The organism is Paenibacillus sp. MDMC362 (assembly GCF_003269305.1).
GTDB lineage: Bacteria > Bacillota > Bacilli > Paenibacillales > Paenibacillaceae > Paenibacillus_AQ.
The window spans coordinates 213,196-236,377 of the sequence record NZ_QLYT01000024.1 but is presented as its reverse complement, the minus strand read 5'-3'; the positions used below and the strand labels follow the sequence as shown (position 1 = coordinate 236,377).

Here is a 23,182-nt window from a genome sequence, read left to right as displayed (position 1 = left end):
TCTTAGCGTTTACGTCGTTAACCAGTACTCGCTTCCATCGTCCTTGCGATCCAAAAAACCATATTCAATCAAATATCGGCGAATCGTCACATAATCGGGATGGTCCCTCCCGATCGTATCGTTGATTTCTTGCTCCGTATATTTGACGTCCGGTTGAAAACGAGCTGCAATTTCTCGTAACACAACATACTTCTGCTTCTCTTTGAGCTTAAAGGTCTTCAGCGGACCATCGGTCCCTTCAGGAAACACCTTGGCCAGGATCGCTTGCCGCTCTTCTTCGGTGACATTGTAGCGCTCATCCACCATCTTGGCGCGCTTGGGAATCTCCACGAATGCCGGTGCATGGTCATCCTTTTCCTTCAGCAGCTCCATTAAAGTCAGCAGTACCTTGGACTGTCTTTCCTTCTCCTTCAAGGCAAACCGGTGATTGCGAATCGTCGAAGCACTGCCTATGCCGAGCTCCTGTTGCACCTCTTTATCGTTCATGCCTTGATAGAAAAGCTGCAGCAATCGGTTCTGATGCTCGGTCAATCCAGTCAGCTTCTTATCGAGCCCCGACAGATACTGAAACACCGAGCCATGCTCCCGGCGGATATGAACGGTCATATAGCGTTCTGACTCATACAATACATCCTGGTCCGGATAGATGATCCCTTTCTCGATCGTCTTGCCGCACAGGAGGCATACCCAAACGGGACCTTCGTCGATATAGCCTTGTTTAAGCTCATCTACAGAAGCATTCCAGAATCGCTCGTTAGGATCCAATGCAAACACCACTTTTCAATTAGTAATTTATATAGACATTTTATATTTTTGTCTATAACATGTCAATCACACTTCATTTCGATATAATATTTCTTTCTCCCTTATGTGGAACCTGCTAGAATAGAGGTTGCTGCTGTAAAATTTAGGGGGTATCATCATGAGTTTCATCCAACAGTCGGCAAAAGAAATGCGTTCTTGGCCGCGCAACATCAAGCTGTTTTTTCTAGCCAACGTGCTGTATCAGATCGGTACCGGCATGTTTAGCGTGCTCTACAATTTGTACATACAAGGTCTTGGGTATAATGACTCCATGAATGGAACAGTGGTCAGTATTCAATCCCTGGCAACGGCATTAATGTTCATTCCGATTGGCCTGATCGGAGACCGCGGCAGCCGCAAGCGAATCCTCGTCTTGGGGGCATTGTTAAGCGGTGCGGGGCTGATCGCGCGCTCTTTTCTGGAGAGCGAATTCAGCTTGCTCGGTCTCGCGATATATACCGGTCTGTTCGCATCCTTTTTTCAGGTGCTGGCTATCCCCTTTCTAGCGGAAAACACGGCGAAATCGGCTCGCATGCGGATCTTCAGCATCCACGCCTCGCTTGTCCTTGCTTCTCAAGTGCTCGGCAGCATGGGAGGCGGATTCTTGGCGGATGCCCTGCAGGCCGTTGGTATGAACAAGATCGGCAGCTTGAAAACCGTGCTATTCATAGGCGGCCTGGCTACCTTGGCGGCATTCATCCCGCTCTTGTTCACAGCCGATCAGAAGGCCGAAGACATACGGGCACTGGATGCACCGCTTCCTGATCATCAACCGGCTCAGGCAGGAAGAGCAGTAAACGCCCCCGGTTTGGGGGATTACAAAGTCATCGGGCAGTTCGCGCTTGCCCAATTGTTAATCGGCCTGGGCTCGGGGCTTGTCGTGCCTTATTTGAATTTGTACTTTACCAACCGCTTCTCGGTATCTTTATCGGCCGTCGGCATTCTGATATCACTTGGACAAGTCATGACCATTGTATCGATGCTGATCGGACCTACGCTGGTGAATCGGGTGGGAGCCGTTAAGGCCGTGGTGCTCTTTCAAGTTCTATCCTTGCCCTTCCTGCTGTTAACCGGATTCACGAACGTACTTCTCATTGCATCGGTCGGCTTCCTGTTCCGCCAAGCCTTGATGAATGCCGCCAATCCGATACAATCCTCGATTCTGATCGACCGCGTACCGGATCACCGAAGAGGAATCGCCAATTCGGTTACGCAAACGGCCTTCATGTTGGGCTGGGCCACCATGGGACCCGTACAATCCAAACTCGTCACCACTTACGGCAGCTATTGGGGATATGCGATCACATTTTGCATTACCGGAACGCTTTATGTTGTATCTTCGTTTCTATACTACCGAATGTTCCGTGAGCGCAAGAGCAGCAGCCTCTCCTCTTCCGATACCGCCGCTACTCTCTAGCCTCAACTCGCAGAGGTTTTACATGGAGCGGAACGGCTCCATCGGCAACAGCAATGGTGCGGGCCTGGAAGCTTCCCTTATACCGGAAGACAGGCCCCAAGATCGGATTGCGCACCTCAACGGATATCCGGTATCGTTGATTCCCGTCATCATACCATTCGTTTACATCGGCTGTTCCGGTGAACCACCGGGGAAATCGAAACTGCAAAAGCCCCTCATAAAATCTCTGCTCCCCCGATTGTATGCAAATGCCGCCGCTCTCCCCCGCGGCTATCCGGAGATCGACCGCCAGGTGCTGTTTATTCCCTAAATAATCCACGATACGGCTGCGCTGTGCGCTATAGATCATCGTGGCATCAAACCGCCGCTGAGTACCCGCAAAATCAAAGCTGCGGCACCACGTCACCGTTTCTCTTCCCCATTCGTCACGATAAGCATAGTTCTCAATCCGAAACGGGATTCCTTTCCCTCGATTCGGAAACATAATATGCCGCATCGTGCCTATATAGAGAGGCAGTGCAGCCCAAGGCGCGTACCAGATCTCTTCCATGACGCCTTCGCCAATCGAAGCGATATGATCTTTGCTGTCAAATCCGAACCGCTCCCGAATTTTGGGATGGAGCATTTGAAATTGCGAGCCGAGCGCTTTTTCATAGATCGAGGTCACGTTTCTCCCCTCCTTTGCGGGATTTATCCCCGGGGACTGGTTTTCGTGCCGGGCGGTAGGCGCTTGGTAAATCTGCAGCGGACAGCGAAGCCATCAAGCAAAACCCCATCATGGCTCCACTAAGCGTTAACGGATTGAACGGGGCTTTCATTAACTGAGGATCCGTTATCCATGCTCCAAGCATCAAGATCGCAAGCAAGATAATTTGCAGCCTGTACCAATACCGACTCTTGTGAAAGAGCAGCGTCAATAAGCCGACGCCGATCTCGGCAATGCCGAGGAAGGTTAACACCAACCCCTCCTGCTCTCCAGCCAAGCCCGACTGCCTCAACAGATCAAGCTCCCCGGCTTCGGGGAACAACAGCTTCGGTACCAGCCCCTCATAACACCATAGAACGACCAGCATCATCACGCTTAAGGCATGGATGAATGCCTTCCGGATCGTTGCCGAGGGCGGAATATCCTTCTCTGCCCACAATCGCAGCACATCAAAGCTCCAAGCCGTCGCCAGGCCGAATAAAGGCCGGAACAACAAACGGTCAAACCAGGCGCCCGCCAGGCCGAACCGCGTTTTGTAATCGTATTGGGTAGAGAAACGTATGCCCCCGCTCCCCTTGTCCGCATACTTCCAATAGCCGCTTCCCTCCCGAATGAGGGAGCTGCGCTGATCCGAGCCGAATCGCAGCACCGAGATCCGTTTCCCCGTCTTCGGTTGTACAGCCGTTTTTGTGGCTCCCGCCCCTGTCACTTCCAGTCCGAACCCAATGCGGGTTTTATATAAAAACCGCTGAATATCCGAATCAGCCTCCGGTACATAATGAATCTCGGAAAATCGCAGATCCCACTGTTGATGCAGCTCAGGCTTTTGCGTCAACGTCCACAGCTTATCCATATCCGTCTGGATATCGAGTTCTACATAGATCGGATTTCTCTTCATGCGCTTTAGCTCCCCTCGGGATGTCCTCTAGTTTCTTAAGCCGGACACCTCTCTATCTACAAGTCATTTTACAGCGGCCGGAGACTCGCCGTTAGACCTCACTTTTGTAGAACATATCAAGAAGAGGTACTACGTTTCGTAGTACCTCTTCCGATCCTTCGATATGATCCAGTCTTAATCCGCACCGGTGCTAGTTGTCGTTCTCTTTTACAATGCCTTTCCGGCGGACCTTCTCCACGGCTTCTTTGCTGCTTCTTACCCCGAGCTTTTTCAAAATTTTATTGATCTGGTTTTTGAGCGTGCTCTCGGTTTTGAACAGTTTCTGCTCCATCTGGGAATGGGTGTACCCTTCATCCAACAGATCAAACACCTCACGCTCCGCAGGCGTTAAGCCGCGAAGCTGCTCTTCGCGCTTGAGGCGGGCAAATTCCTTGAGCAGCACCTCCATCGATCCCGGATGAAGCACGGCGCTTCGGATCGCTGCCGGAAGCTCCTTAAACCTCGGCTTCTCAATATAATTGACGGCTCCAGCCGTAAAGGATTGCATGATCACCAGCTCGTCACCCAGCGAGGTCAGCATGATGACCTTGGCTTGCGGTTTACGCTCAAGAATTTCGGCGGCCGTGTATATCCCGTCAAGTCGGCCTGCAGTCAGCTGAATATCCATCAGCACGATGTCAAAGGAGAGGATTTGCGCCATCGCAATCGCTTGTTCGGGCGACTCGGCCGTGCCGACAACGATCATGTCTTCCTGGGCATTCAGAAAAACGGTCATCGATTTAACCCAATCCGGATCATCCTCTACCAAGAAGATTTGTATGCGGTTCAAGCTTCTTCCCTCCCGGATAATCGAATGATTTTACTGCGCGGAAAATATAACGAAATCTCCGTACCGACCGATTCGCGGCTCTCCAGACTTACGGAACCACCGCTTCTCTTCATCACGTTATAGACATAGGACAAACCAAGCCCGAAGTTATCTTTCTTGTGGCCCTTGGTACTGTAAAAAGGTTCAAATACAAGCTCCTGCTGCGCTCTTGGAATGCCGGTCCCGTTATCTTTAACGGTAATCGCCGCCCCTTTGCGGTCCGCCGTTATCGTTATCGTAATCAGCCCGCCCTCAGGCATCGCCTCCACGCTGTTGTGAATGAGATTGCTGATCGCTTCTTTCAAATGGACGGTATCCGCGAGCAGCCACGGTCGCTGCCGGCAGATTACGTTCAATCCGACCCCATGCCTGCGCAGCAGATCCTGTTCGCGGAGCTGCAGTTCAGCAAGCAGCTGATCCACGCGGACTGGCTGTTCCATCAGCTTAAACGCCTTCATCTGCTGCTGCATGCGCCCCACCATGGCAAGCAGATGCTCCGATGAATTCGCTATGACTTCAAGCTGTTCGATGGCAACGCCGTTGTCTTGTGGCAGCAGCCGCTTTACGTTTTCCGTGCTCATCGCAATCTTCCCGATCTCGTTCTTAATGGTATGATTCAGCATCGATGTCCCCGAGCTGACGGCTTGCATTGTGCGATCCAGCGGATCGCGCTCGAACTTCAGGCGTACACCCAGGACGCCGTACACAAAGGTACAGATGACGGCAACGCCCAGCGAATACAGAATGAACAGGGACACGTACCGGAACGAATCATAACCGGGCGAGATCAGATTTCCCACATTAATCAGCAGCATCACGCCGAGCAAGGTAGGCACCATAATCCAGGTGGTGATCCACATGCCTTTGCGTTTTTGCGGGTTCATCTCGTGCGACAACGCGCGAATTAGCAAGGCACACGCGGCCACATAATAGGGAACCGTCCATACGAATAACCACCCATAATGAATTCGGTAAGCTTCCGTCAAAAGCACCTGGGCCAACATCGCGAGCACCGGCAGAAACAAGCCTATTTTGAAATCGCGCATTCGCTTATGATCCTCGGGCCTGCGGGTATACACCATGCAAAATATTAACACGCCGTACGGTGTCAACGTATGGTTGAGAAATTGAATCCACGGCTCGTACCGCGCAGCGATAAAACCCGCAGGCACAAGCAAATCTGTCAAGCCGCCGATTCCCGCGCTCCACAGAAAGAAAGCCGCCCAGCGGTTCACCTCGCTCCGAGGCTGATTGAACAGCAGCACAGCCGCCGCGCTCCAAAGCGCTACCACATAATATATCATGACGCATCGTCCATTCTCTTCGCGAATATAGTTTCATCCTACCACAATTGATACAGCAGCGGGACCTCTTAGCTTGCCTCCACGAACAAGTCGGATCCAGCGAACCATGAATTTTGTCTTGCTTCGACACTTCGATTTTTACATAACGAAAACATTCAGTTTACATTCAGCCGCATTTAAGAAAGATATCAGGAACGATTGATAGGATAGATTTCGTAAGCAATCAAGCACACGAATGATAGAGAGAAACGAGGTGGAATCATGGCAACCCAATTGAAATACCGGAACGAGCTTAAATTTTTTGTGAATATTCACCAGTACCGAATCATCCGCCAACGATTAAAAAATCTGGTGACCTACGATCAGCATGCAGGCCCCGGCGGGGAATATCACATTCGAAGCTTGTACTTTGACGATATCAACAACAAAGCCTTATACGAGAAGCTGGCTGGGGTTCGGGACCGGGTGAAATACCGCATCCGTATCTACAACGTAACCGACAACACCATTCATTTTGAGAAAAAAATCAAATTCCGGGATTACATTGCCAAGCTGAAGGAGCCCCTCACAAGGGAGATGGCCGATCAGATCATGGCCGGTCAATACGAATGTCTCTATCAGCCGGACAAGCCATTGATGATGGAGCTGTATCACGAGATGAAGCATAAGCTGCTGCGGCCCAAGGTCATTGTCGATTACGTCCGCGAGCCGTATGTCTGCGCCAACGGAAATGTCCGGATTACGTTTGACAAGGAGCTTCGAACCGGCCTGCACTCCACGGATTTGTTCAATCGGAATCTGCTGCCCGTCCGGGCGATCGATGAGAATCTGATTATACTCGAGGTCAAATATGACGAATACATCCCGGATTACATCAAAATCGCGCTGCAGCTGGAAGGACTGAGCCGTCAATCGGCCTCCAAATACGTGATGTGCCGTAAATTTCTGAAATATAACACATGGGAGGATCAATAATTCATGAACACCGCATCGACTTCAAGCAACACGAACACCACCAATTTTTCGGATATCGTCAAAAAATCCGTGATGGAAAACTTCGTATCCGATATCAGCATCGCCAAAATTCTGATTACGCTGGCCGTTGCCTTTGTGATCGGGTTGTTCATTTATCTGCTCTATAAAAGGGTCTTCAGCGGCGTGCTGTATTCCAAAAGCTTTAATGTATCTCTGATCGGGATGACCATGATCACGGCCGTTGTCATCATAGCCATTAACTCCAATCTCGTGCTGTCGCTCGGTATGGTCGGCGCACTCTCCATTGTCCGTTTCCGTACGCCCATCAAGGACCCAACCGATCTGATCTTCCTGTTCTGGGCCGCTGTTGCCGGGATCGTAACCGGAGCCGGTTTCTACACACTGGCTGCCATCGGCTCCATCGTAGTCGGTCTGATCCTGTTCTTCTTCATTAAAAAAGCAACGGTGGATACGCCTTATCTGCTCGTGATTCATTGCGATAATGAACAGAGTGAGCAGGCCGTAAAAGAACAAATGAGTCAAGCCGTGAAGCGTTATAATCTGAAGCAAAAAACCGTGGCCCCAGGAAGCATCGAGCTGACACTGGAAGTAAGGCTGCGCGACGCCGAAGGCCAGTTCGTGAACAAGCTGTCCCAGCTGCCAGGTGTTCATAACGCGGTTCTGATCAGTTACAGTGGCGACTATGTATCCTAAGTCAGGCGGTGGTCAGAGATGATTAAAAAAAGAATGACGGTCCAACTGTTCCTCGTGATGGCCATAATCCTACTAATCTCAGGCTGCCAATGGACACCCACGGCTGCCGGGACGGTAAGCAGCACCGAGAGCGATGCTCAGCAGGAGCAAATGGATTCGACGGTTTTTCCGAAGGATAAGGTTATTGATGTAAAAATCACGATTGACGAAGCTGATTTTCAGGATATGCTGGACAACGCCAGCGCTGAAGAATATAAAGAAGCATCCGTCAATTACAACGGCATGCAATTTGATCATGTCGGCATTCGCAGCAAAGGCAACTTGAGCCTGCGCAGCGTGGTCAATTCGGACTCCGACCGCTACAGCTTCAAAATATCCTTTGACGAATACCTGAATCAGACCTTGAATGGAATCAGCAAAATCAATCTGAACAACAACTACAGCGACGCTTCGTATATGCGGGAATTTCTGACCTACGAGCTGGCGGATTCCGTAGGACTGCCGACGCCCGGCTTTTCCTACGTCAATGTATATGTTAACGATGAATTATGGGGGTTCTACCTCGCGATTGAACAGATTGGCGACTCCTATCTGCAGCGTCATTTCGATAATTCCTACGGCGCGCTGTACAAGGCAGAGATGACCGGGGCAGGCAGCGATCTGACGTGGCTTGGCAATGATCCCGATTCCTACACCGGGCTTGTCATGAAATCCAAATCATCCAATGACGATATATTGATCGACATGCTGGATGAGCTTAATAACGGCACCGATTATGAGAAGGTACTGGATGTCGATAATGTGCTCAAGTATGTTGCCTTGAACGTGGTTGCCTCCAATATGGACAGTTATCTGGGATCGAACAAACAGAACTATTATTTATATGAGAACAGCGGTATTTTCTCTGTCCTGCCTTGGGATTATAATATGGCATTCGGGGGACTTGGAGGCTCCGGCATCCTCATTGACGAGCCAACCCAGGGAGCTTTGGCGGAACGGCCCCTGATTGCCAAGCTGCTCGAGGTTGACGAATATAAGGAACGCTATCATGCCATCCTGTCGGAGATGCTCGAGGGCTACATGCAGCAGGAAACATTCAATGAACGAGTTGCGCAATTACAAGACTTAATTTCCGAGCACGTAAAACAAGACCCAAGACCTTTCTATTCCTATGAGGAGTACGAGCAATCCATCCCGACACTCACCTCATTCGTTCAAGAAACAATGGATAACATCCAGCAGCAGCTGGATGGAACGCTCCCCTCCGCTGGCGATGGAAGCGGCAGCGGAGGCGGTATGGGTCCCGGCGGTGGTCGCGGCATGCGACCTGGCGGCGAGACGAATGGAGCCGGATCACCTCCCCCTGACGATACCCCGGCCGGAGGCATCTCTGGCGGGAACACGCCGGCCAACAACGACAGTGCTGCTCCTGATTCTTCTGGCAAAGCGTCGGGAAGCAGCGCCGACGTTACCTCCGGTAAAGGTGAAGGAGATCGTGACACCGTGCTTGAAGGGGATGAACCTTCCTTGTCCGTCGTATCGGCTGTCGGATCGAGCACGAGCAGTTCCAACGAATTAACAGCGATTGATGCTGCTCCAGCCGATAAAACAGAGCCGACAAGTAATGCGGAGAAAAGTACCGCAGAGGACAGTAAGGAGGATCAAACACAATCGTCGGATTTGCTCCCTTCCGATGACAATCAACCAACCATGCCTCAGGACCCCGGCCAGAATGGTCAAAGCCAGATGCCGGATTTCCCTCAGGGGGAGATGGGGAACGGAGTCGGCGGCGAGTTTGGCGGTCAAATGCAGGGAGGCCGGGGAATGGGCCGGCCGGGCGATGGGTCAATCGGGGCTGCCGAGGAACAAGGAAGTGCCAAGGAGGCCTTGTACGCCGGCGTATCAATCATGCTGCTGCTTCTCTCTTGTCTCTTCGTGACGCTGTATAAACGAAAAAGACTGTAATCATCAAACAAGGGCAGTTCCAAAGGTCGATACACCTGTGGAACTGCCCTTTTACATCCAAACGTTTTAGCCTATGACCAATGGATTGACCTATTTCAAATGAACCACGTGATCATTATGGGCGCTCCGATTAGGAACATGCCCAGCGCCATGACAATCCTCGTCGTATTTCTAGACAGCTTGTGCTGGGTCTCGGCTGAACGATACCAGCCGCTGAACTGCAGGCGATTCCGGTAGAGTACAAGAAACCACAATACATTACCCGCGAACAGGAACAGCGAGTATAGTCCATTCCAAGGTATCCAGCTCTTCAGTATTTGATGTTCTATACTGTCCAGAACCATGACAAAGATCAGCATAATGATCATCATACGTATGATTTCGAGAATGGATGAGGCCAATTTGGTCATTACGCTTGCTCCTTTTCAATCATGCTATTCAACTGGACTCGAGCTTTGCTTGTTGATCGTGTACCGATTGTTTTTTTATAAAGTATGAATCCAGCTTCCGGCTGACCCATAAGGACAGCACGATAAAGGCAAGGACACCGAACAATTTATAAGGTTCCGCAATAAAATCGGACAGGTTGGCACCGATGTAAGAGACACAGAACACCATAATGCCCTTGCCCAAGGTGACAGCCATCAGATAGGACATCAGGTTCATTCTGGCCAGCCCGGCGGCCACATTGACGGCGACAAACGGCCCAACGGGAAGTATGCCAAGCAGGAAAACGTAACTGAAACCGTTGCGCTGAATCCAGCGCATACCACGCTGAACTTTAGGTTTCTTTGCCCAGCGTTCGATCAGGGGCGTACCGGATATTTTGCGCACGATGAGAAAGGTCGTTAAACACCCTGCCACCATACCGATCCAGGAGTAAAGAAACCCTGCCCAAAGCCCATACACAGCCGCATTCACACCCACGATCACGATGGTGGGCATCGGTGGAATGAAGGATTTCAGGAACGTCAGAAGGATGCCCGGCAGCGGGCCTAATGCTCTAAATTGCTCCAATAACCATTCCAGGTTGCTCTCTGTAAAGTAAGACATGATGTCCAAGTAGCCAATCAATGACTTCACCCATTTCTGCTAAGTTTGCCGACTAGCCGACCTGAAGCACCTGATTCAGCTGAGCCAGATGGTGGTTGTCGTGCCAGACGAAATCCCGCATAAATTGCGCCACCTCAAAGGGATGCCCGTCCCCGTCCGTATACCGCATCTCATATGCCGTTTCAGGCAAGGCTTCGATCGCTCGAATCAGTTTCTCCCTTGCGGCTATCGTCTGATCCACCAGCGCTTCCGTTGATAACGTCTTGGCATATTGCCTCGACTCTTCATTGAAAGTGTCATAATCTATATGACGGACGGTCAAAACATCCCCTGTGGAAATTTTGGAAATGGCTTCATTGTAAAAATACTCATCCCACCGCATGATATGGCACACCACATCACGTACGGTCCATTTCCCCTCTGCAATCGGAGTGCTCCAGAATCCCTCTTCCAGTACCGCAAACTCTCTCACTTTGCCGATCCACGCGGAATACTCATTCAGCAGCTGCTGTTTGTCACTCATATCCATTCTCCTTGTCCATATAAGATTTAATATAGGCGTCAAGTCGATCCTCCGGCCAATGATATATCTGGAGCAGCTCCTCATAAGGATCGCCCGTGATACGCAACAGCTTCGCAAAGGCAGGCTCCGTCTTATAACCCGACCTCTTCAGCTCGATAATCCCTTGTCTTGCAGTTTCACCGAGCCGCTTCAACAGCTTGTATTCGACAATCATATGACGGTAACCATTCTGACTCGTTGAAGGTAATGGCTGTGCAAAAACCTCGAATTCCCATCCTTTGTACCGAAATCGCGCTACCGATCGATCCACGTTGTTGACGGTACGGGATGAGCACGTGAACTTCGTAACATCTTCGCTATAACGCGTCTTGAGCTCTCGTTCAAAGCAGGCAAAATCCGTCACATGGCATATGATATCGAGATCGCTTGATTCGATGTCAATCCCGATAGGAATCGTGCCCACCAATATCGGGTTATAGGGTTTCAGATGATCCCATAGTCTAAGCTCGTCTATAACCATGGCTGCTTGCTTCTGTTTATCGGAGCCCAGACGTAAGTATTCCAAGTTAAGAAAATCCAAGTTTTCTTGCATGGCTGCTCCACCTGCCTTACTCCTCTTAACTTTCAGGTCAGCGCTCGGTCCACGTCGTCCGAACATAGCCCAGCCTCATGCCGACCGACTCCATGTTACGATGGCTCTGCGATAAGAAAGCGCATTGCGAGACAACAAGATCGCACCCTGCAAGCTTCGCCTCCTGTATTCTTCTGCGAAGCAGCTCCAGCTGCAATCCTTGTCTGCGGTACTCCGGGAGTGTCGCCGCAAATGTTAGTGACGCTGTCGCTTGATTTACATACATGACGCCAGCTGCGGCCGGCTCATCTTCAACATAAGCCATATAAAAGCTCCATCCCGGTCGTGAATACAATACACGGTTATTCGAGGCTACAGATGGAATTCCTTGATCAGGCAATCCTGTTCCACGGCAATGAACTTTAGCATAATCCTCAAATTCATCTTTGTCTATTGTTCTGATCACATTTCCGGTATCCGGCACCTCCTTCAGCTCCTGCGGGTTCATATACATGGAATTATGAAAAGCAGATTGATAGAATCCGCGTTCGGCAAGCGCTGCCAGGAATTCCTGATTTACCAAGCCGGGCACGATTTCGAACTGGAATTTGCGCTCCCTCGATTGATAAAAGTCGATGATATCATCCAAGTTATATAGATCCTCTGAACGCAGTCCTTTCACCGTGTTAAAAGAAAGCCAAGGCATCGTCTTGCTGTACAAGCACAGCGCATGGCCGAAGCGCTTCATTTCGACCCCTTCGGGATTTCCGGTCCGACCTTCGATTGCTTTCATTCGATCCAACATATAATCGTTTTCTGAATCTTGAATTCGTTGGATAAGTTCCTCAGATGGAAGATGCCGCATATTGCCTCCTATGTATTATAACTAGTGATTCTAACTGAATAAATAGAGCCCGAAGATCGCTTACTGATGCTTCGGGCTCTTACTTGCTGTGTATGTTTTATTTCGCGCTGCCCGGCAGATCGCAAGATCCGTCGGCGCATATGCCGTCGCTGCTGTCGGAATCATTCACCATCACTAGCGGATTCGCTTCACGATAAGCCTTATCCAAAGCGTCCGTGAATACTTCCAGTGGCTGCGCACCGGACACGGCGTATTTGCCTCCGAGCACGAAGAATGGCACTCCCCGAATTCCCAAATTTGCTGCAGCTGCTTCGTCTGCCCTTACCTCGGATTGGAAATCGTCACTCTCGAGCGCGGCCGCAGCCAAATCGCGGTCCAGACCGACTTCAGCCGCCAGATCGGCCAACCGATTCTTATCACCAAGATTCTCGCCGTCTGTAAAGTGTGCACGGAACAACCGCTCCGTCATTTCTTTCATTTTACCATGCCCGGATGCAAAATGAACCAGGCGGTGAGCATCAAATGAATTGGCCGGGATGACGCGATCCATGTGATACGTAAGCCCGACGCTTGCCGCTTGCTGGGTCACGTTGGCGTTCGCAGCCTTGGCCTGTTCGATACTCATGCCGTATTTGGATGCCAATATCTCGTCCATGGAAACCCCGGCTTTATACGATGCACCGGGATCAAGCTCAAAGCTGCGGTAAACCACTTCAACTTGATCTTTATTAGGGAATTGCTCCAAAGCCGATTCGAAACGGCGTTTACCAATATAACAGAACGGACACATAAAATCCGACCATATTTCCACTTTCATTCTTTTCGCCTCCTAGCGAGCATTAATGCTAACTTACTTATTGTAACCCGCTTTCAGCATGACATCAACACTTCGCATGAATATGGAAAGGTCTGCAAGAATGTTCAGGGTACCGAGTACAAACACGCCGGTTATCTAAGCGGGATTGTTCTCCTCTAATCTGGCAAGAACCCAATCCGTCACAACCTTAAAGCCTTGATTTCCCTTCAGGGAACTATTGATCACCAGATCCGCATGCCAGCGGGTAGGCTCAACATATTCATCATGCCTGTATCTTACAAGCTGCAAATATTCCTGAAGCACACTTTCCTCGCTATGCCCCTTTTCTATAAACCACCGGTTTCTGCGAAGCATTCTTTCATCCGCGGGGCAATCTACGAACAGCTTCAAATGAAGCGAGTTCCTAAGGGATTCGAATTGATACAATAGAAAGCCTTCAATGATGATTATATCGTACTTGCCATTATGAACGGCGTGATTATAATCCTCGGTCAGACGCTCGATATCGACGGCATCCGGATGGTTAAAATCCTCAAATATTTGATTGGTGAAGGGCGCCTTGGCCAAGGGTCTAACGGACTTATAATATTTATCCATATGGAAGATCGCCACCCGGTACTCGCTTAACCTCTCCTTGAGCTTAAGACTTAGCGTTGTCTTGCCGCTGCCCGAACCTCCGCCAATCCCGATCATTAAAGTCTGCCTATGCTCCATATCCTTTCATCTTCCTCCGTATGTATGTCCAATGTATAGGTTCCATTATTATACAACCGATCCAAGTAAGTTGAAAGTTCCTGCGTTACACGAACAATATCTCCTAGTCCCGGCGTACGATCACAGAAGACAGACCGCGGTTACCGATATCAGGAAGGCTCGTGCTTCGACGTTTACTGTCTGATTTCAAAAATAAAAAAACAGACAGCATACCGCTGCCTGTCACTTATATTTTTTCCAATCCATCTCGCTGTGTTCCAGCAAATATTCAAAATCATTGTCGCGCCGCTTCTGTTCTGCCTTGCGCACTGCTTCCCGTTCCTGCCTTTCCTGCTCAAGCCGCTCGGCTTCATTGGCTTTCAAGGATTCGGTTGTTGCCTTCAACTTTGCCAGAACTTGAGGGTCCAGCATATCCTTTAACGTTGCGGGTTTATCGGCAGCTTCGGTTCGCGGCATGGGAGACGTTCGTTTCTTTTTTGCCATGTTCATTCACCTCGATTTCCACATCATTATATCATCTTACGAAGGACCTGGCATCTATATCTGCTTGGTTATAACCACGAAAAAAGAGAGCCTCACGGCTCTCCTTCTCATTATGTATACTTACTTTGAGGGCGATCGATGGGACTTGAACCCACGAATGCCGGAGCCACAATCCGGTGCGTTAACCCCTTCGCCACGACCGCCATGACAATGAGCAATGGATATGCCCGAGATAATACTTTATCAGATATTTAGCTATTTGGCAAATTGTAATTTCTTACATCCTATTCTTGATTTCAACGGAAAGAACATACTATACTTACTTGATTCCAACTATCAGAAAATAGCGCCCTTAATCGATACAACATGATGATACAAGCACGGGAGGAAGCACATCGATGATCTATCATATTGACTATGTCTCAGAAGGATTGCATGTGAAGGGATATCTGGGTCTGCCGCCGCAACTGCCCCACACGCGCAGCCATGAGATGTCTGTAGCAGTCGACGCTATGCCCGACGTTACAATAACAGGTACGCTCGCGTGCTCCTTGAATGCGGATCATGTTTCACACGAACCGCCTAAGCCAGTAACTGAGCCTAAGCTTCCTTTGGTCCTGTATTGCCGCGGCGGCATTGGACGGGTTGGCGCTGTAAGGTTGAAGTGGGTTGAAGAATTCGCTGCGCAAGGATATGCCGTGTTTGCTCCGGCCTATCGCGGGAATGAAGGCAGCGAGGGCAGGGATGAATTTGGCGGTGCCGATACGATGGATGTGATCTCCGCAATCGAATGGCTATCGAGCATTTCCTGGATAGATAACCGTCGCATTCATTTGTTGGGATTTTCCCGCGGTGCGATCAATGCTGCCGTCGCAGCCGCTCTGTCACCACATATATCCAAAATGATTCTCTGGAGCGGCGTCTCCGATCTGGCACAAACCTACGAAGAACGGATAGATCTGCGCAGAATGATGAAACGCGTCATTGGCGGAACGCCTGCCAAAGTACCTGAGCAGTATCTTCTTCGATCACCGATCCATTATGCGGACCGTATCCGATGTCCCGTCCTGCTTGTCCATGGGACGCGGGACGAGCAAGTCCTGGTGGAGCATAGTTACCGGATGCTGGACAAGCTCCAAGAACAGGGGCACCAGCCGGAAGCCCATCTGTACGAAGGGCTTGGGCATCATTTCCCGCCGCCGCAGCATGCAGCGGCGATCAACCGAATGTTCGACTGGTTGAAGAAATAAGTAGAAGTTGAGGAGCGCTCCTCTCCTTCTACTTACTCTCCAAGCAATGTTGATTCATTTCTTCCGCCTAGTTGTGCCCAGCAGCCGTTTCAATCCAGTATTTACAGGTCCCGTTCGTAATTGAGCTTAACTCACCGTGATTCGATTCAATGATGCTGCGGGAAGCCAGATTGGCTTCATCGCAGGTCAGAAGGACCCGGCTTATGTTCTTCTCATTGGCTTTCTTGACCAACTCCGCCAGCAGCCGCTTGCCATATCCTTTCCTGCGCTCCGACGGCCGGATGACATACCCGATATGTCCCCCTAGCTCTAACAGATTGTCATTCAAGCGATGTCTCAGCTTACCATATCCTATGGGCTTGTCGTTAACGTATAACCAATATATCGTCTGGGGAACATGCTGCTCCGGCAGATTGATGCCTCTTGCCATTTCGTAATTGCGCTGAACCTTGGAAGCGAACTCTTCCATGCTCCCGCTATTTAGGCCATTAACGAAGCCGTTCCCGCCCTGGCCGATTTCCTGGACCATGAACAGCAGGCTCCCATCCTCCTGCACCTGCAGCTCCCTTAATACGAGTCCCATGCCTATTCCTCCACTTGAAAGATCGAATCCACAATGACGGGTAGCTGGTCCCGTAAGGATACGGCTCCGAATACGGATCTGGCGTGAATTCCTTGATCCCCGAACACCTCAAGCATCAAGTCCGAGAATCCATTCAGCACCTTATGATGCTCCTCATAGTCGGTTGTTGCGTTAACGAAGCCTTGCACCTTGACCACGCGCTTCACTTTATCAAGTGATCCCAGCCCTTCCCTTAATACGGCCAGAACTTCAATCCCGGTCAGACGGGCATATTCATACCCCTCCTCTGTTGTGTAATGCTCCCCGAGCTTCCCTCTCGGCTGTCCTGAGGGCCCCTTTCCTGAAACATACATCATCCCGTTAACGATGACATAGTTGGCATACTTGGCTGCCGGCGAGCCTGCTTTAGGCAGGCTGATACCCAGCTGCTTCAAACGTTCCTCGGCATGAACGGTCATGTGATCACTCCTTCAGGAAATATATTCTATCTAAATTTCAACTATTGTATCACGGAATGACCCTTTTACAAGCAAAAAAAGACCAACCTCACGCTTCGAGGCTGGTCTTAAATCCAACATGTCTGATGTTTAGATCCGGAATGAATAAGATGCATAACGCTCCGCGTTATGAATGGCCTGCCATACGTCCGTCGTCTCGGCGCCCGGATACCAGTAGGCATAACCGGCTATCTGATATTTGGCGGCCATGAGATGTTTCATGGATAAAGAACGGGATTCCTCGGTCCATATGCGATGCGGAATGCCGCCGCTGTTATAAGCTGCTTCATACTGAGCCACGCTCTCATTCCAAGTGAATGAAGCCTTGTTCAGGCGAATGCGATGTCCTTGCTCAGCCAAACTGATGTCCTGTGAGGATACCGACGATGCAATCTTCCAATCTCTCGTGTATAGCGGATACGCGATGATGCTCTTCTTCGCCGGAACTTGGGTCAGCAGCTTGCTCAGCCCGGATTCGCTCCAAGGGAGCGAGGAAACGGAGCCCGCTTTGGGTGAACCGCCCCAGTGCTGGTCATAACTCATGAGCACCATATAGTCCACTTGTGTGCCAAGGGTTGCGTAATCGAATGCAGCCGTCCAATCCGTATTCAGATCAGGTGAAACATCGATGGATAACTTGGCTCCGAGCCGCCTCATCTCGATGGATAATTGCGTGATAAAGGCCGTCAGATTCTGTCGATCCTGCGGCATGACGTTCTCAAAATCAATATTGATTCCGTCCAATCGATACCGGGATACATTCGCCGCAATACGGTCAACGACAGACTTCCGGGACTGTGCGCTGCTCAGTACTTGGTGAGTTCCTTCCGCATTCCCGCGGTTCCCCACCATAGCCCACACCTGCCGACTGTTGTTATGAGCCCAATTCAACAGCTCCTTGTCGGTATGATCCGTCACCTTGCCGCTTGCCTCCATGTAGTACCAGCGCGGTACCAGAACATTCAAGCCGGCCCGTTTGGCATAGGTGATGTATTGCTGAGTCGTACCATTATACAACCAGCCCATATGAACATTTGCAGGAGTTTGAAGGTTAATCTGGGTCATCACATTTCCTGACTGCAAGACCCGGTCCAGCAGCATTGCCGTCTCTTCCCGGGTGATTGCGTCCTGTGGTCTGAACTGTCCCTTGCTTCCCTGCAGCCAGCCTGTATCCGTCGCTTTACCAACCGCATTCCAAGCCCATTCCGCGATGGAAGCGGAATCCCTATAGTAGTTGATCGTATTTCCGTTATAGTATCCATTTTCTTTCATCGCACGAATCACCATCACGGCAGCCTCTTGCCTAGTTATGGAAGCATTCGGGTAGAACCGGTAACCGTTCCCCTCAACAATGGATAAATTAAGTCCCGCGTGAACCCAGCCATAATACCATGCGGATTTGGAAACATCCCGAAACGCGGACAAATCATTTGAGACAGGCTCCATCTTGAGCATTCTGGCAATCATGGCAATAAATTCAGCCCGGGTAACCGGATTTCGCGGCAAAAAAGCTCCTGTGCCATCCCCGCTTACGATACCTCTCTTGGCCAGACGCTGGATCGCGTCTTTGGCAAAGCTTGCCGAGATATCGTGAAAATCGGTCGGACTAGGAGCTTGAGCCGCGGATGCCTGTAGATGGCCAAAAAGCGATGAAAATGACAGCAGCAAACAAAGTGACAGGAAATATTTCTTCAAAGGGACGCCTCGATTCTATTCTATCATCTGATACCATCAGCATATCAGATGATCATAGAATCAGGCATTATTCATTTCTTGGTAATATTCGCTGCCGGTATAGATTTAACAGGATAAGATAACCGCACCGATCCCTTCTACAACAAGGGAATCCCGGGTTAAACGCGTAATATGCTCTTCGCCAAGCAGAATCTTCCATTCGCCCAGCTCAGGCAAAGCAAGGGAGGACTCTTTCCGTCCGGCATAATAGAGCACATAGATATGTTTCTCTGGATCGCCGCCCGCATGATCACGAAGCGTGAAAGCGACAGCATGCTCAGGACATGGTTCAAACCGAAGATGCTTACGAATCGACGCGGCATCCCTCAATCTGAATGCCGGATGATTCTTCCGGAGCTGAACGAGCCGTTGAATGTATTTCACTCCATCCTGGTGCTCCGATGCCATACCCCAGTCCAGCCGATTCACTTCATCACCAGCATTATAGCTGTTCTCCACTCCGTTCTTGGAGCGGTAATACTCTTGACCGGCGTGCAGGAAAGGGATTCCTTGACTGGTTAGGATCATGGCCGATGACAGCCGGTGCATATCGCGACGTGTCGCATCACTTTCCCCTTTGGTCGACAGCATGATTTTGTCCCATAGGGTATGGTTATCGTGACACTCCACATAATTCACGCACTGATCCGGCTCGGAAGCAAACGCCTTAATATCTTGGGAATACGGGATGCCGCCCACGATGCCTTGCTTCACTTTATGAAGTAATCCACTGCCGCCGCTCACAAAGCCTTTATATTCAAAATGAAAAATATCGCCTTTGACGGCATCGCGGAATCCGTCGTTAAAGTGAGCGACACGCGGCAACACGTCTGCCTGCAGCTGATTCGCCCGCTTCTTCTCATCCAGCTCGGTATTCATGACCCAGCCTTCGCCGATGGTGATGATCGACGGATCAATCGCGTCCAAGCGCGTCCGGATTTCATTCATCGTCTCCACATCCAGCAATCCCATCAAGTCAAATCGGAAACCGTCAACCCGGTACTCCTTCACCCAATGCAGAACGGATTCCACAATGAATTTCCGCATCATCGGACGCTCGGATGCCGTATCGTTACCGCACCCGGATCCGTTCGAAAATTTGCCGTCCTTCGTATAACGCAGGTAATATCCGGGGACCAGCTTCGTGAAATTGATCAGATACCCGTCATATACATGGTTATACACCACATCCATGATGACCCGTAGCCCTTGATCGTGGAATGTCTGAATCAACTCCTTCAATTCACGAATCCGAACCTCCGGTACATATGGATCCGTAGAATACGAGCCCTCGGGAGCATTGTAGTTCTTCGGGTCGTATCCCCAATTGTACTGCGGCTCATGAAGCCTGGTTTCATCCACGCTTTCCGTCGCAAAATCATAGATCGGGAGCAGCTCTACATGCGTAGCCCCAAGCTCAACAATATGGTCAAGCCCTGTACGAATCCCCCCGGGACCTCGGGTACCTGCCTCCGCCAGACCTTTAAACTTGCCTTTATGTTTCACTCCGCTGTCCGGATGAATAGTGTAATCACGAACATGCAGTTCATAGATCACGGCATCAAGAGGACTATGAAGCGGCGGCTTGTCTTCTGTCCAGTGCTCAGGATCGGTCGAGGCCATGTCCAAGATGTAAGCACGATCCCCATTGACGCCTACGGCAGCTGCATAGGGGTCGACAGCTTCGTTCCATTGATCCCCGATAAGGACCTGGTAGGTATAGAACATGCCTTGAAGATTCTCTCCTACTTTCAGCAGCCAAGTTCCCTTCACATCGCGAGTCATCGCGAAACGCCGGGCTTCTGCTGCCTGCCAATCCGGATACAGCAGAACGTATGCCTCGCTAGCCGTCGGTGCCCATAGTCGAAACGTGGACTCTTCAGGTTGGTAGGTTAGACCCAGATCCGTTCCATCATAATAAAATAGCTTGTCAAATTCCTTATCAAAGACGGAGACTCCCCCGGTGACCGCGGGATCACCGTAGTGAATAACAGCGTTGCTTTCTTTTTGTACCGACAAGATGTTCACTCCTCATGTATGCTTCCTATCCAATTGTATCCGTTCAACTTCTTCTTCCGTAATGGTACGGTTACCATATCGGGCTTCCTCGTAAAGCTCAATCAAGGATTGTGGAATCCGATCCTTCCGTCCGTTCCATTCCTTAAGATCGCTTTCGGTTTCCCGCGGCGTTAGCGATGCTTTCCAATTATAGCCTTCCCTGATACTTCGGGAAAGTATCATCCGATACATTCGGCGAATTTTTTCATTCAAATGCTCCGATCCTTCCCCCGCCCGAAACTTTCCGCCGATACGAATACCGGACAACATCCGTTTTAGTCGTTGGGATGCCGGATCATGTTCAATATTCTCCACTTCATCCTCATAGCCTAGCGAGGGCTGAACGTTCTGTCTGTTCATCATCCTGTTCATCCATGCGGAGAATCTTCTATACAGCTTAGGCAGTACTTTCCCAAACCTGAACAAAACATATATCATTCCGATCCCGATCACGGTGAACACACCATAGATCAGCACTTGCTCCAACACTTTCATCCATGGGCTCGGCGGCTTGGTTTCCTCATCGAGGAACGACATTTCGGGAGGAGGCTCCGACGACGAAGGCGGTTCCGGAGTCTGCTCGGCACCGGAGCCGAACCATCCGGAAATCCATGCAGCGATCCCTCTGGCCATATCAGAGACCCATTGCTGCAGCTGCGGCAAGAAGGCGACCACCGCAACCAGAAGCAGCAATACGAGGATAAACCAGCGATTGTAACGCAGAACCCGGCGTTCCAACACGGGCTGATCGTTGCCTGGCAGTGTTTCATCCAACACCAACTGCCGATTGACAAGCAACAGGGTTAATCCTAACGCCGCTGCCCCCATCCAGGTCAGAGAGGATATACCACCCTGGAATGAATCCATAAAACTGAATATAAAACTGCTGACCCCGAACAAAATCAATCCTATTAAGAAATACGTCCCGGGAAACATCAGATTCCAGCTTGCCTGCTCCATTCGGCTGCCGCGATAACTGGCAATAAATATAAGGGGGATGAAATAAGCAAGGGTGATATCTACGCCTACAAAGGCGATGGCTGCCGTAATGGAAACCAGGCACGCCCATAAGGTTGCCTTAAACTGTCGATCCAGCTTGAACCATCGCGCACCTGTGTAGCCAAGTAAGTACCCGCCTAATACTAGGGCAGGCCATACCCATCGGTGCGATTCAGGCAGCAGATAGAACGCCGGAATAAAGAGTACCGGAAAATAGAGCACGCATTCCACGAATCCCTGCAAGAACGTTTTAATAAATCCAGTGTCTCGAGAGGTCATGCAGACACCTCCTTCGCAGGAGACGGCGCTTCACCGAGAGGAAATACCTGAATCGTGTGCCCATGGTCCCGAAAACGCTGAAACATCTCTTCCAGCCTGGGACTGACGTAAGTGCTTAGAATGAGGATTTCTCTAGCCTCTTCATGCCGGGACAGTTCAGAGGCCAGGTAATCATGAAAAGAAGCCTTTCGGGTCAGCTCCAGTCTCGCCAGCATTTCGAATATCAGATGCTGCTGTGTCATGCCGCCTGCAACCGGGACGAATGCTTCATCGGTTGAATCCTCGCCAAGCGTTCCGTTTGTTCCCATTCCGATCTCCATGCCCTGCGATAATAAATGAGCTGTAATGCCCGCTGCCAGTCGGATGCCATACTCGATCGGCTCGGGCCGCGTCGCTTTGCTCCACATCTGCTCATGATCCTCTATATTCAGATAGATCAAGAGTCGGCTGTCCGCTGTGGTATCCCGCCTGTGGACCTGCAAGATGCCCGTCCGTGCGGTCGCTTTCCATTGAATATCCTTCAGCGGATCGCCGTCCCGATATTCGCGTACGCCCGATATCAGGAAAGGATCCTCCAAGATCCATCTTCGCACCAGCATTTCGCCCATCCAGGTCTGGACCGGGAGGGCCATGTCCGACACATCCATCGGCATCGGGTACACGATAATGCCACCGGACAACGTCTTGCTCTGGACAATCGACTCCATTCCGACCAGATCCCCCGTCGTCATCGATACCGTACCCAGCTTGTACAGACCTCTGCGCTTAGCGGAAATCCGATGTCTGCGAAGGATCTTGGTCCATGGCAGAAGACTGAAGAAGCTCTTGTGGTTCTGATTGAATTGCCCCTCACTGATATCCAGGTTCAATTGATTATCAAATGCCAGGCCCGAGCGGAATTGGGATTCTACCCTTAACCAGGGTACAGGCAGCGCTTTGCGGTTCTCAATGATTTCGATCAGTTCCACGGAATCTCCCTCATAGCAAGTAGACACCTTGAAGGAACGGCTGTAGTTCAGCTTTTTGAGTGCCGTCCGTTTGAAAATCTTGCCCTGCACAACGATGACCACTGCGGCGATTAACAATATCCAATAGGCTCCCATCG

24 protein-coding genes and 1 tRNA gene are annotated in these 23,182 nt (G+C 50.4%); 5 read left to right on the top strand and 20 right to left on the bottom strand.

Annotated features, from left to right (window positions below; all coding sequences use genetic code 11):
* Nucleotides 1-9: 9 nt before the first annotated feature.
* Nucleotides 10-765, bottom strand: a complete 756-nt coding sequence (locus DP091_RS13555) for a DUF2087 domain-containing protein (protein WP_113058784.1) — start codon at nt 763-765, stop codon at nt 10-12.
* A 157-nt stretch (nt 766-922) separates the two neighbouring features.
* On the opposite strand from DP091_RS13555, the gene DP091_RS13550 reads away from it, so the two are divergent.
* Nucleotides 923-2,221, top strand: coding sequence for an MFS transporter (locus DP091_RS13550; RefSeq protein WP_113058783.1), 1,299 nt, complete (start codon nt 923-925; stop codon nt 2,219-2,221).
* Here the strand turns inward: DP091_RS13550 and DP091_RS13545 are convergent.
* From DP091_RS13545 to DP091_RS13530, 4 genes are all read right to left on the bottom strand, one after another.
* The gene (locus tag DP091_RS13545; RefSeq protein WP_113058782.1) at nt 2,211-2,888 is read right to left on the bottom strand and encodes a DUF4166 domain-containing protein; all 678 of its coding nucleotides are present in this window, start codon (nt 2,886-2,888) and stop codon (nt 2,211-2,213) included. The genes DP091_RS13550 and DP091_RS13545 overlap by 11 nt on opposite strands.
* Nucleotides 2,872-3,825 (bottom strand): DoxX-like family protein, encoded by a 954-nt coding sequence (locus tag DP091_RS13540; protein ID WP_113058781.1) that lies wholly within the window; start codon nt 3,823-3,825, stop codon nt 2,872-2,874. The genes DP091_RS13545 and DP091_RS13540 overlap by 17 nt, the downstream gene beginning before the upstream one ends.
* A gap of 190 nt (nt 3,826-4,015) precedes the next feature.
* Nucleotides 4,016-4,654 (bottom strand): response regulator transcription factor, encoded by a 639-nt coding sequence (locus tag DP091_RS13535; protein WP_113058780.1) that lies wholly within the window; start codon nt 4,652-4,654, stop codon nt 4,016-4,018.
* Nucleotides 4,651-5,997 carry a sensor histidine kinase gene (locus DP091_RS13530; protein ID WP_113058779.1) on the bottom strand — a complete coding sequence of 449 codons (1,347 nt, stop codon included), beginning with the start codon at nt 5,995-5,997 and terminating at the stop codon, nt 4,651-4,653. The genes DP091_RS13535 and DP091_RS13530 overlap by 4 nt, the downstream gene beginning before the upstream one ends.
* Nucleotides 5,998-6,258: 261 nt before the next feature.
* Here DP091_RS13530 and DP091_RS13525 point away from each other — a divergent pair, with 261 nt between their 5' ends.
* Genes DP091_RS13525 through DP091_RS13515 form a run of 3 tightly spaced genes read left to right on the top strand, consistent with a single transcriptional unit; the run spans nt 6,259 to nt 9,651 of the window.
* Nucleotides 6,259-6,972: a polyphosphate polymerase domain-containing protein gene (locus DP091_RS13525; protein ID WP_113058778.1), complete on the top strand. Its 714-nt coding sequence runs from the start codon at nt 6,259-6,261 to the stop codon at nt 6,970-6,972.
* Nucleotides 6,973-6,975: 3 nt separating this feature from the next.
* On the top strand, nt 6,976-7,686 hold the full coding sequence (locus DP091_RS13520) for a DUF4956 domain-containing protein (protein ID WP_113058777.1): 711 nt from the start codon (nt 6,976-6,978) through the stop codon (nt 7,684-7,686).
* Nucleotides 7,687-7,704: 18 nt separating this feature from the next.
* Nucleotides 7,705-9,651: a CotH kinase family protein gene (locus DP091_RS13515; protein ID WP_113058776.1), complete on the top strand. Its 1,947-nt coding sequence runs from the start codon at nt 7,705-7,707 to the stop codon at nt 9,649-9,651.
* A 95-nt stretch (nt 9,652-9,746) separates the two neighbouring features.
* On the opposite strand, the gene DP091_RS13510 is transcribed toward DP091_RS13515, so the two are convergent.
* The 9 genes from DP091_RS13510 to DP091_RS13470 all read right to left on the bottom strand — a co-directional run bounded on the left by DP091_RS13510 (nt 9,747) and on the right by DP091_RS13470 (nt 14,880).
* Nucleotides 9,747-10,061: a hypothetical protein gene (locus DP091_RS13510; RefSeq protein ID WP_113058775.1), complete on the bottom strand. Its 315-nt coding sequence runs from the start codon at nt 10,059-10,061 to the stop codon at nt 9,747-9,749.
* Between the two features lie 28 nt (nt 10,062-10,089).
* On the bottom strand, nt 10,090-10,734 hold the full coding sequence (locus DP091_RS13505) for a TVP38/TMEM64 family protein (protein WP_113058774.1): 645 nt from the start codon (nt 10,732-10,734) through the stop codon (nt 10,090-10,092).
* 22 nt (nt 10,735-10,756) lie between these two features.
* A complete protein-coding gene (locus tag DP091_RS13500; RefSeq protein ID WP_113058773.1) occupies nt 10,757-11,227 on the bottom strand; it encodes a DinB family protein in 471 nt (156 codons plus the stop codon).
* The gene (locus DP091_RS13495; protein ID WP_113058772.1) at nt 11,220-11,819 is read right to left on the bottom strand and encodes a DUF4269 domain-containing protein; all 600 of its coding nucleotides are present in this window, start codon (nt 11,817-11,819) and stop codon (nt 11,220-11,222) included. Before DP091_RS13495 ends, DP091_RS13500 begins: the two co-directional genes overlap by 8 nt.
* A gap of 37 nt (nt 11,820-11,856) precedes the next feature.
* Nucleotides 11,857-12,663: a GNAT family N-acetyltransferase gene (locus DP091_RS13490; protein ID WP_113058771.1), complete on the bottom strand. Its 807-nt coding sequence runs from the start codon at nt 12,661-12,663 to the stop codon at nt 11,857-11,859.
* 97 nt (nt 12,664-12,760) lie between these two features.
* A complete protein-coding gene (locus tag DP091_RS13485) occupies nt 12,761-13,480 on the bottom strand; it encodes a DsbA family oxidoreductase (RefSeq protein WP_113058770.1) in 720 nt (239 codons plus the stop codon).
* Nucleotides 13,481-13,615: 135 nt separating this feature from the next.
* Nucleotides 13,616-14,194 (bottom strand): uridine kinase family protein, encoded by a 579-nt coding sequence (locus DP091_RS13480; protein WP_113058769.1) that lies wholly within the window; start codon nt 14,192-14,194, stop codon nt 13,616-13,618.
* Nucleotides 14,195-14,416: 222 nt separating this feature from the next.
* Complete coding sequence (locus tag DP091_RS13475; RefSeq protein WP_113058768.1) at nt 14,417-14,677, bottom strand: YqkE family protein; 261 nt, start codon at nt 14,675-14,677, stop codon at nt 14,417-14,419.
* A 130-nt stretch (nt 14,678-14,807) separates the two neighbouring features.
* A tRNA-His gene (locus tag DP091_RS13470) sits at nt 14,808-14,880 on the bottom strand.
* A 195-nt stretch (nt 14,881-15,075) separates the two neighbouring features.
* Between DP091_RS13470 and DP091_RS13465 the strand changes: the two genes are divergently transcribed.
* Nucleotides 15,076-15,927: an alpha/beta hydrolase family protein gene (locus DP091_RS13465; RefSeq protein ID WP_113058767.1), complete on the top strand. Its 852-nt coding sequence runs from the start codon at nt 15,076-15,078 to the stop codon at nt 15,925-15,927.
* Nucleotides 15,928-15,994: 67 nt separating this feature from the next.
* On the opposite strand, the gene DP091_RS13460 is transcribed toward DP091_RS13465, so the two are convergent.
* The 6 genes from DP091_RS13460 to DP091_RS13435 all read right to left on the bottom strand — a co-directional run bounded on the left by DP091_RS13460 (nt 15,995) and on the right by DP091_RS13435 (nt 23,180).
* A complete protein-coding gene (locus tag DP091_RS13460) occupies nt 15,995-16,510 on the bottom strand; it encodes a GNAT family N-acetyltransferase (RefSeq protein ID WP_113058766.1) in 516 nt (171 codons plus the stop codon).
* A gap of 2 nt (nt 16,511-16,512) precedes the next feature.
* Nucleotides 16,513-16,968, bottom strand: a complete 456-nt coding sequence (locus tag DP091_RS13455; RefSeq protein WP_113058765.1) for a RidA family protein — start codon at nt 16,966-16,968, stop codon at nt 16,513-16,515.
* Between the two features lie 129 nt (nt 16,969-17,097).
* Nucleotides 17,098-18,702 carry an S-layer homology domain-containing protein gene (locus DP091_RS13450; RefSeq protein WP_113058764.1) on the bottom strand — a complete coding sequence of 535 codons (1,605 nt, stop codon included), beginning with the start codon at nt 18,700-18,702 and terminating at the stop codon, nt 17,098-17,100.
* Between the two features lie 105 nt (nt 18,703-18,807).
* On the bottom strand, nt 18,808-20,760 hold the full coding sequence (pulA, locus tag DP091_RS13445; protein WP_113058763.1) for a type I pullulanase: 1,953 nt from the start codon (nt 20,758-20,760) through the stop codon (nt 18,808-18,810).
* 12 nt (nt 20,761-20,772) lie between these two features.
* On the bottom strand, nt 20,773-22,077 hold the full coding sequence (locus DP091_RS13440; protein ID WP_113058762.1) for a DUF4129 domain-containing protein: 1,305 nt from the start codon (nt 22,075-22,077) through the stop codon (nt 20,773-20,775).
* The gene (locus DP091_RS13435) at nt 22,074-23,180 is read right to left on the bottom strand and encodes a DUF58 domain-containing protein (RefSeq protein WP_113058869.1); all 1,107 of its coding nucleotides are present in this window, start codon (nt 23,178-23,180) and stop codon (nt 22,074-22,076) included. The genes DP091_RS13440 and DP091_RS13435 overlap by 4 nt, the downstream gene beginning before the upstream one ends.
* Nucleotides 23,181-23,182: the final 2 nt, after the last annotated feature.

What these genes read in the sequence shown, in the direction of transcription:
- DP091_RS13465 (WP_113058767.1), top strand. Translation starts at nt 15,076, where the DNA reads ATGATCTATCATATTGACTATGTCTCAGAAGGATTGCATGTGAAGGGA.
- DP091_RS13550 (WP_113058783.1), top strand. Translation starts at nt 923, where the DNA reads ATGAGTTTCATCCAACAGTCGGCAAAAGAAATGCGTTCTTGGCCGCGC.
- DP091_RS13460 (WP_113058766.1), bottom strand. Translation starts at nt 16,510, where the DNA reads ATGGGACTCGTATTAAGGGAGCTGCAGGTGCAGGAGGATGGGAGCCTG.
- DP091_RS13455 (WP_113058765.1), bottom strand. Translation starts at nt 16,968, where the DNA reads ATGACCGTTCATGCCGAGGAACGTTTGAAGCAGCTGGGTATCAGCCTG.
- DP091_RS13540 (WP_113058781.1), bottom strand. Translation starts at nt 3,825, where the DNA reads ATGAAGAGAAATCCGATCTATGTAGAACTCGATATCCAGACGGATATG.
- DP091_RS13515 (WP_113058776.1), top strand. Translation starts at nt 7,705, where the DNA reads ATGATTAAAAAAAGAATGACGGTCCAACTGTTCCTCGTGATGGCCATA.
- DP091_RS13485 (WP_113058770.1), bottom strand. Translation starts at nt 13,480, where the DNA reads ATGAAAGTGGAAATATGGTCGGATTTTATGTGTCCGTTCTGTTATATT.
- DP091_RS13490 (WP_113058771.1), bottom strand. Translation starts at nt 12,663, where the DNA reads ATGCGGCATCTTCCATCTGAGGAACTTATCCAACGAATTCAAGATTCA.
- DP091_RS13440 (WP_113058762.1), bottom strand. Translation starts at nt 22,077, where the DNA reads ATGACCTCTCGAGACACTGGATTTATTAAAACGTTCTTGCAGGGATTC.
- DP091_RS13530 (WP_113058779.1), bottom strand. Translation starts at nt 5,997, where the DNA reads ATGATATATTATGTGGTAGCGCTTTGGAGCGCGGCGGCTGTGCTGCTG.
- DP091_RS13480 (WP_113058769.1), bottom strand. Translation starts at nt 14,194, where the DNA reads ATGGAGCATAGGCAGACTTTAATGATCGGGATTGGCGGAGGTTCGGGC.
- DP091_RS13520 (WP_113058777.1), top strand. Translation starts at nt 6,976, where the DNA reads ATGAACACCGCATCGACTTCAAGCAACACGAACACCACCAATTTTTCG.
- DP091_RS13525 (WP_113058778.1), top strand. Translation starts at nt 6,259, where the DNA reads ATGGCAACCCAATTGAAATACCGGAACGAGCTTAAATTTTTTGTGAAT.
- DP091_RS13510 (WP_113058775.1), bottom strand. Translation starts at nt 10,061, where the DNA reads ATGACCAAATTGGCCTCATCCATTCTCGAAATCATACGTATGATGATC.
- DP091_RS13475 (WP_113058768.1), bottom strand. Translation starts at nt 14,677, where the DNA reads ATGGCAAAAAAGAAACGAACGTCTCCCATGCCGCGAACCGAAGCTGCC.
- DP091_RS13500 (WP_113058773.1), bottom strand. Translation starts at nt 11,227, where the DNA reads ATGAGTGACAAACAGCAGCTGCTGAATGAGTATTCCGCGTGGATCGGC.
- DP091_RS13495 (WP_113058772.1), bottom strand. Translation starts at nt 11,819, where the DNA reads ATGCAAGAAAACTTGGATTTTCTTAACTTGGAATACTTACGTCTGGGC.
- DP091_RS13435 (WP_113058869.1), bottom strand. Translation starts at nt 23,180, where the DNA reads ATGGGAGCCTATTGGATATTGTTAATCGCCGCAGTGGTCATCGTTGTG.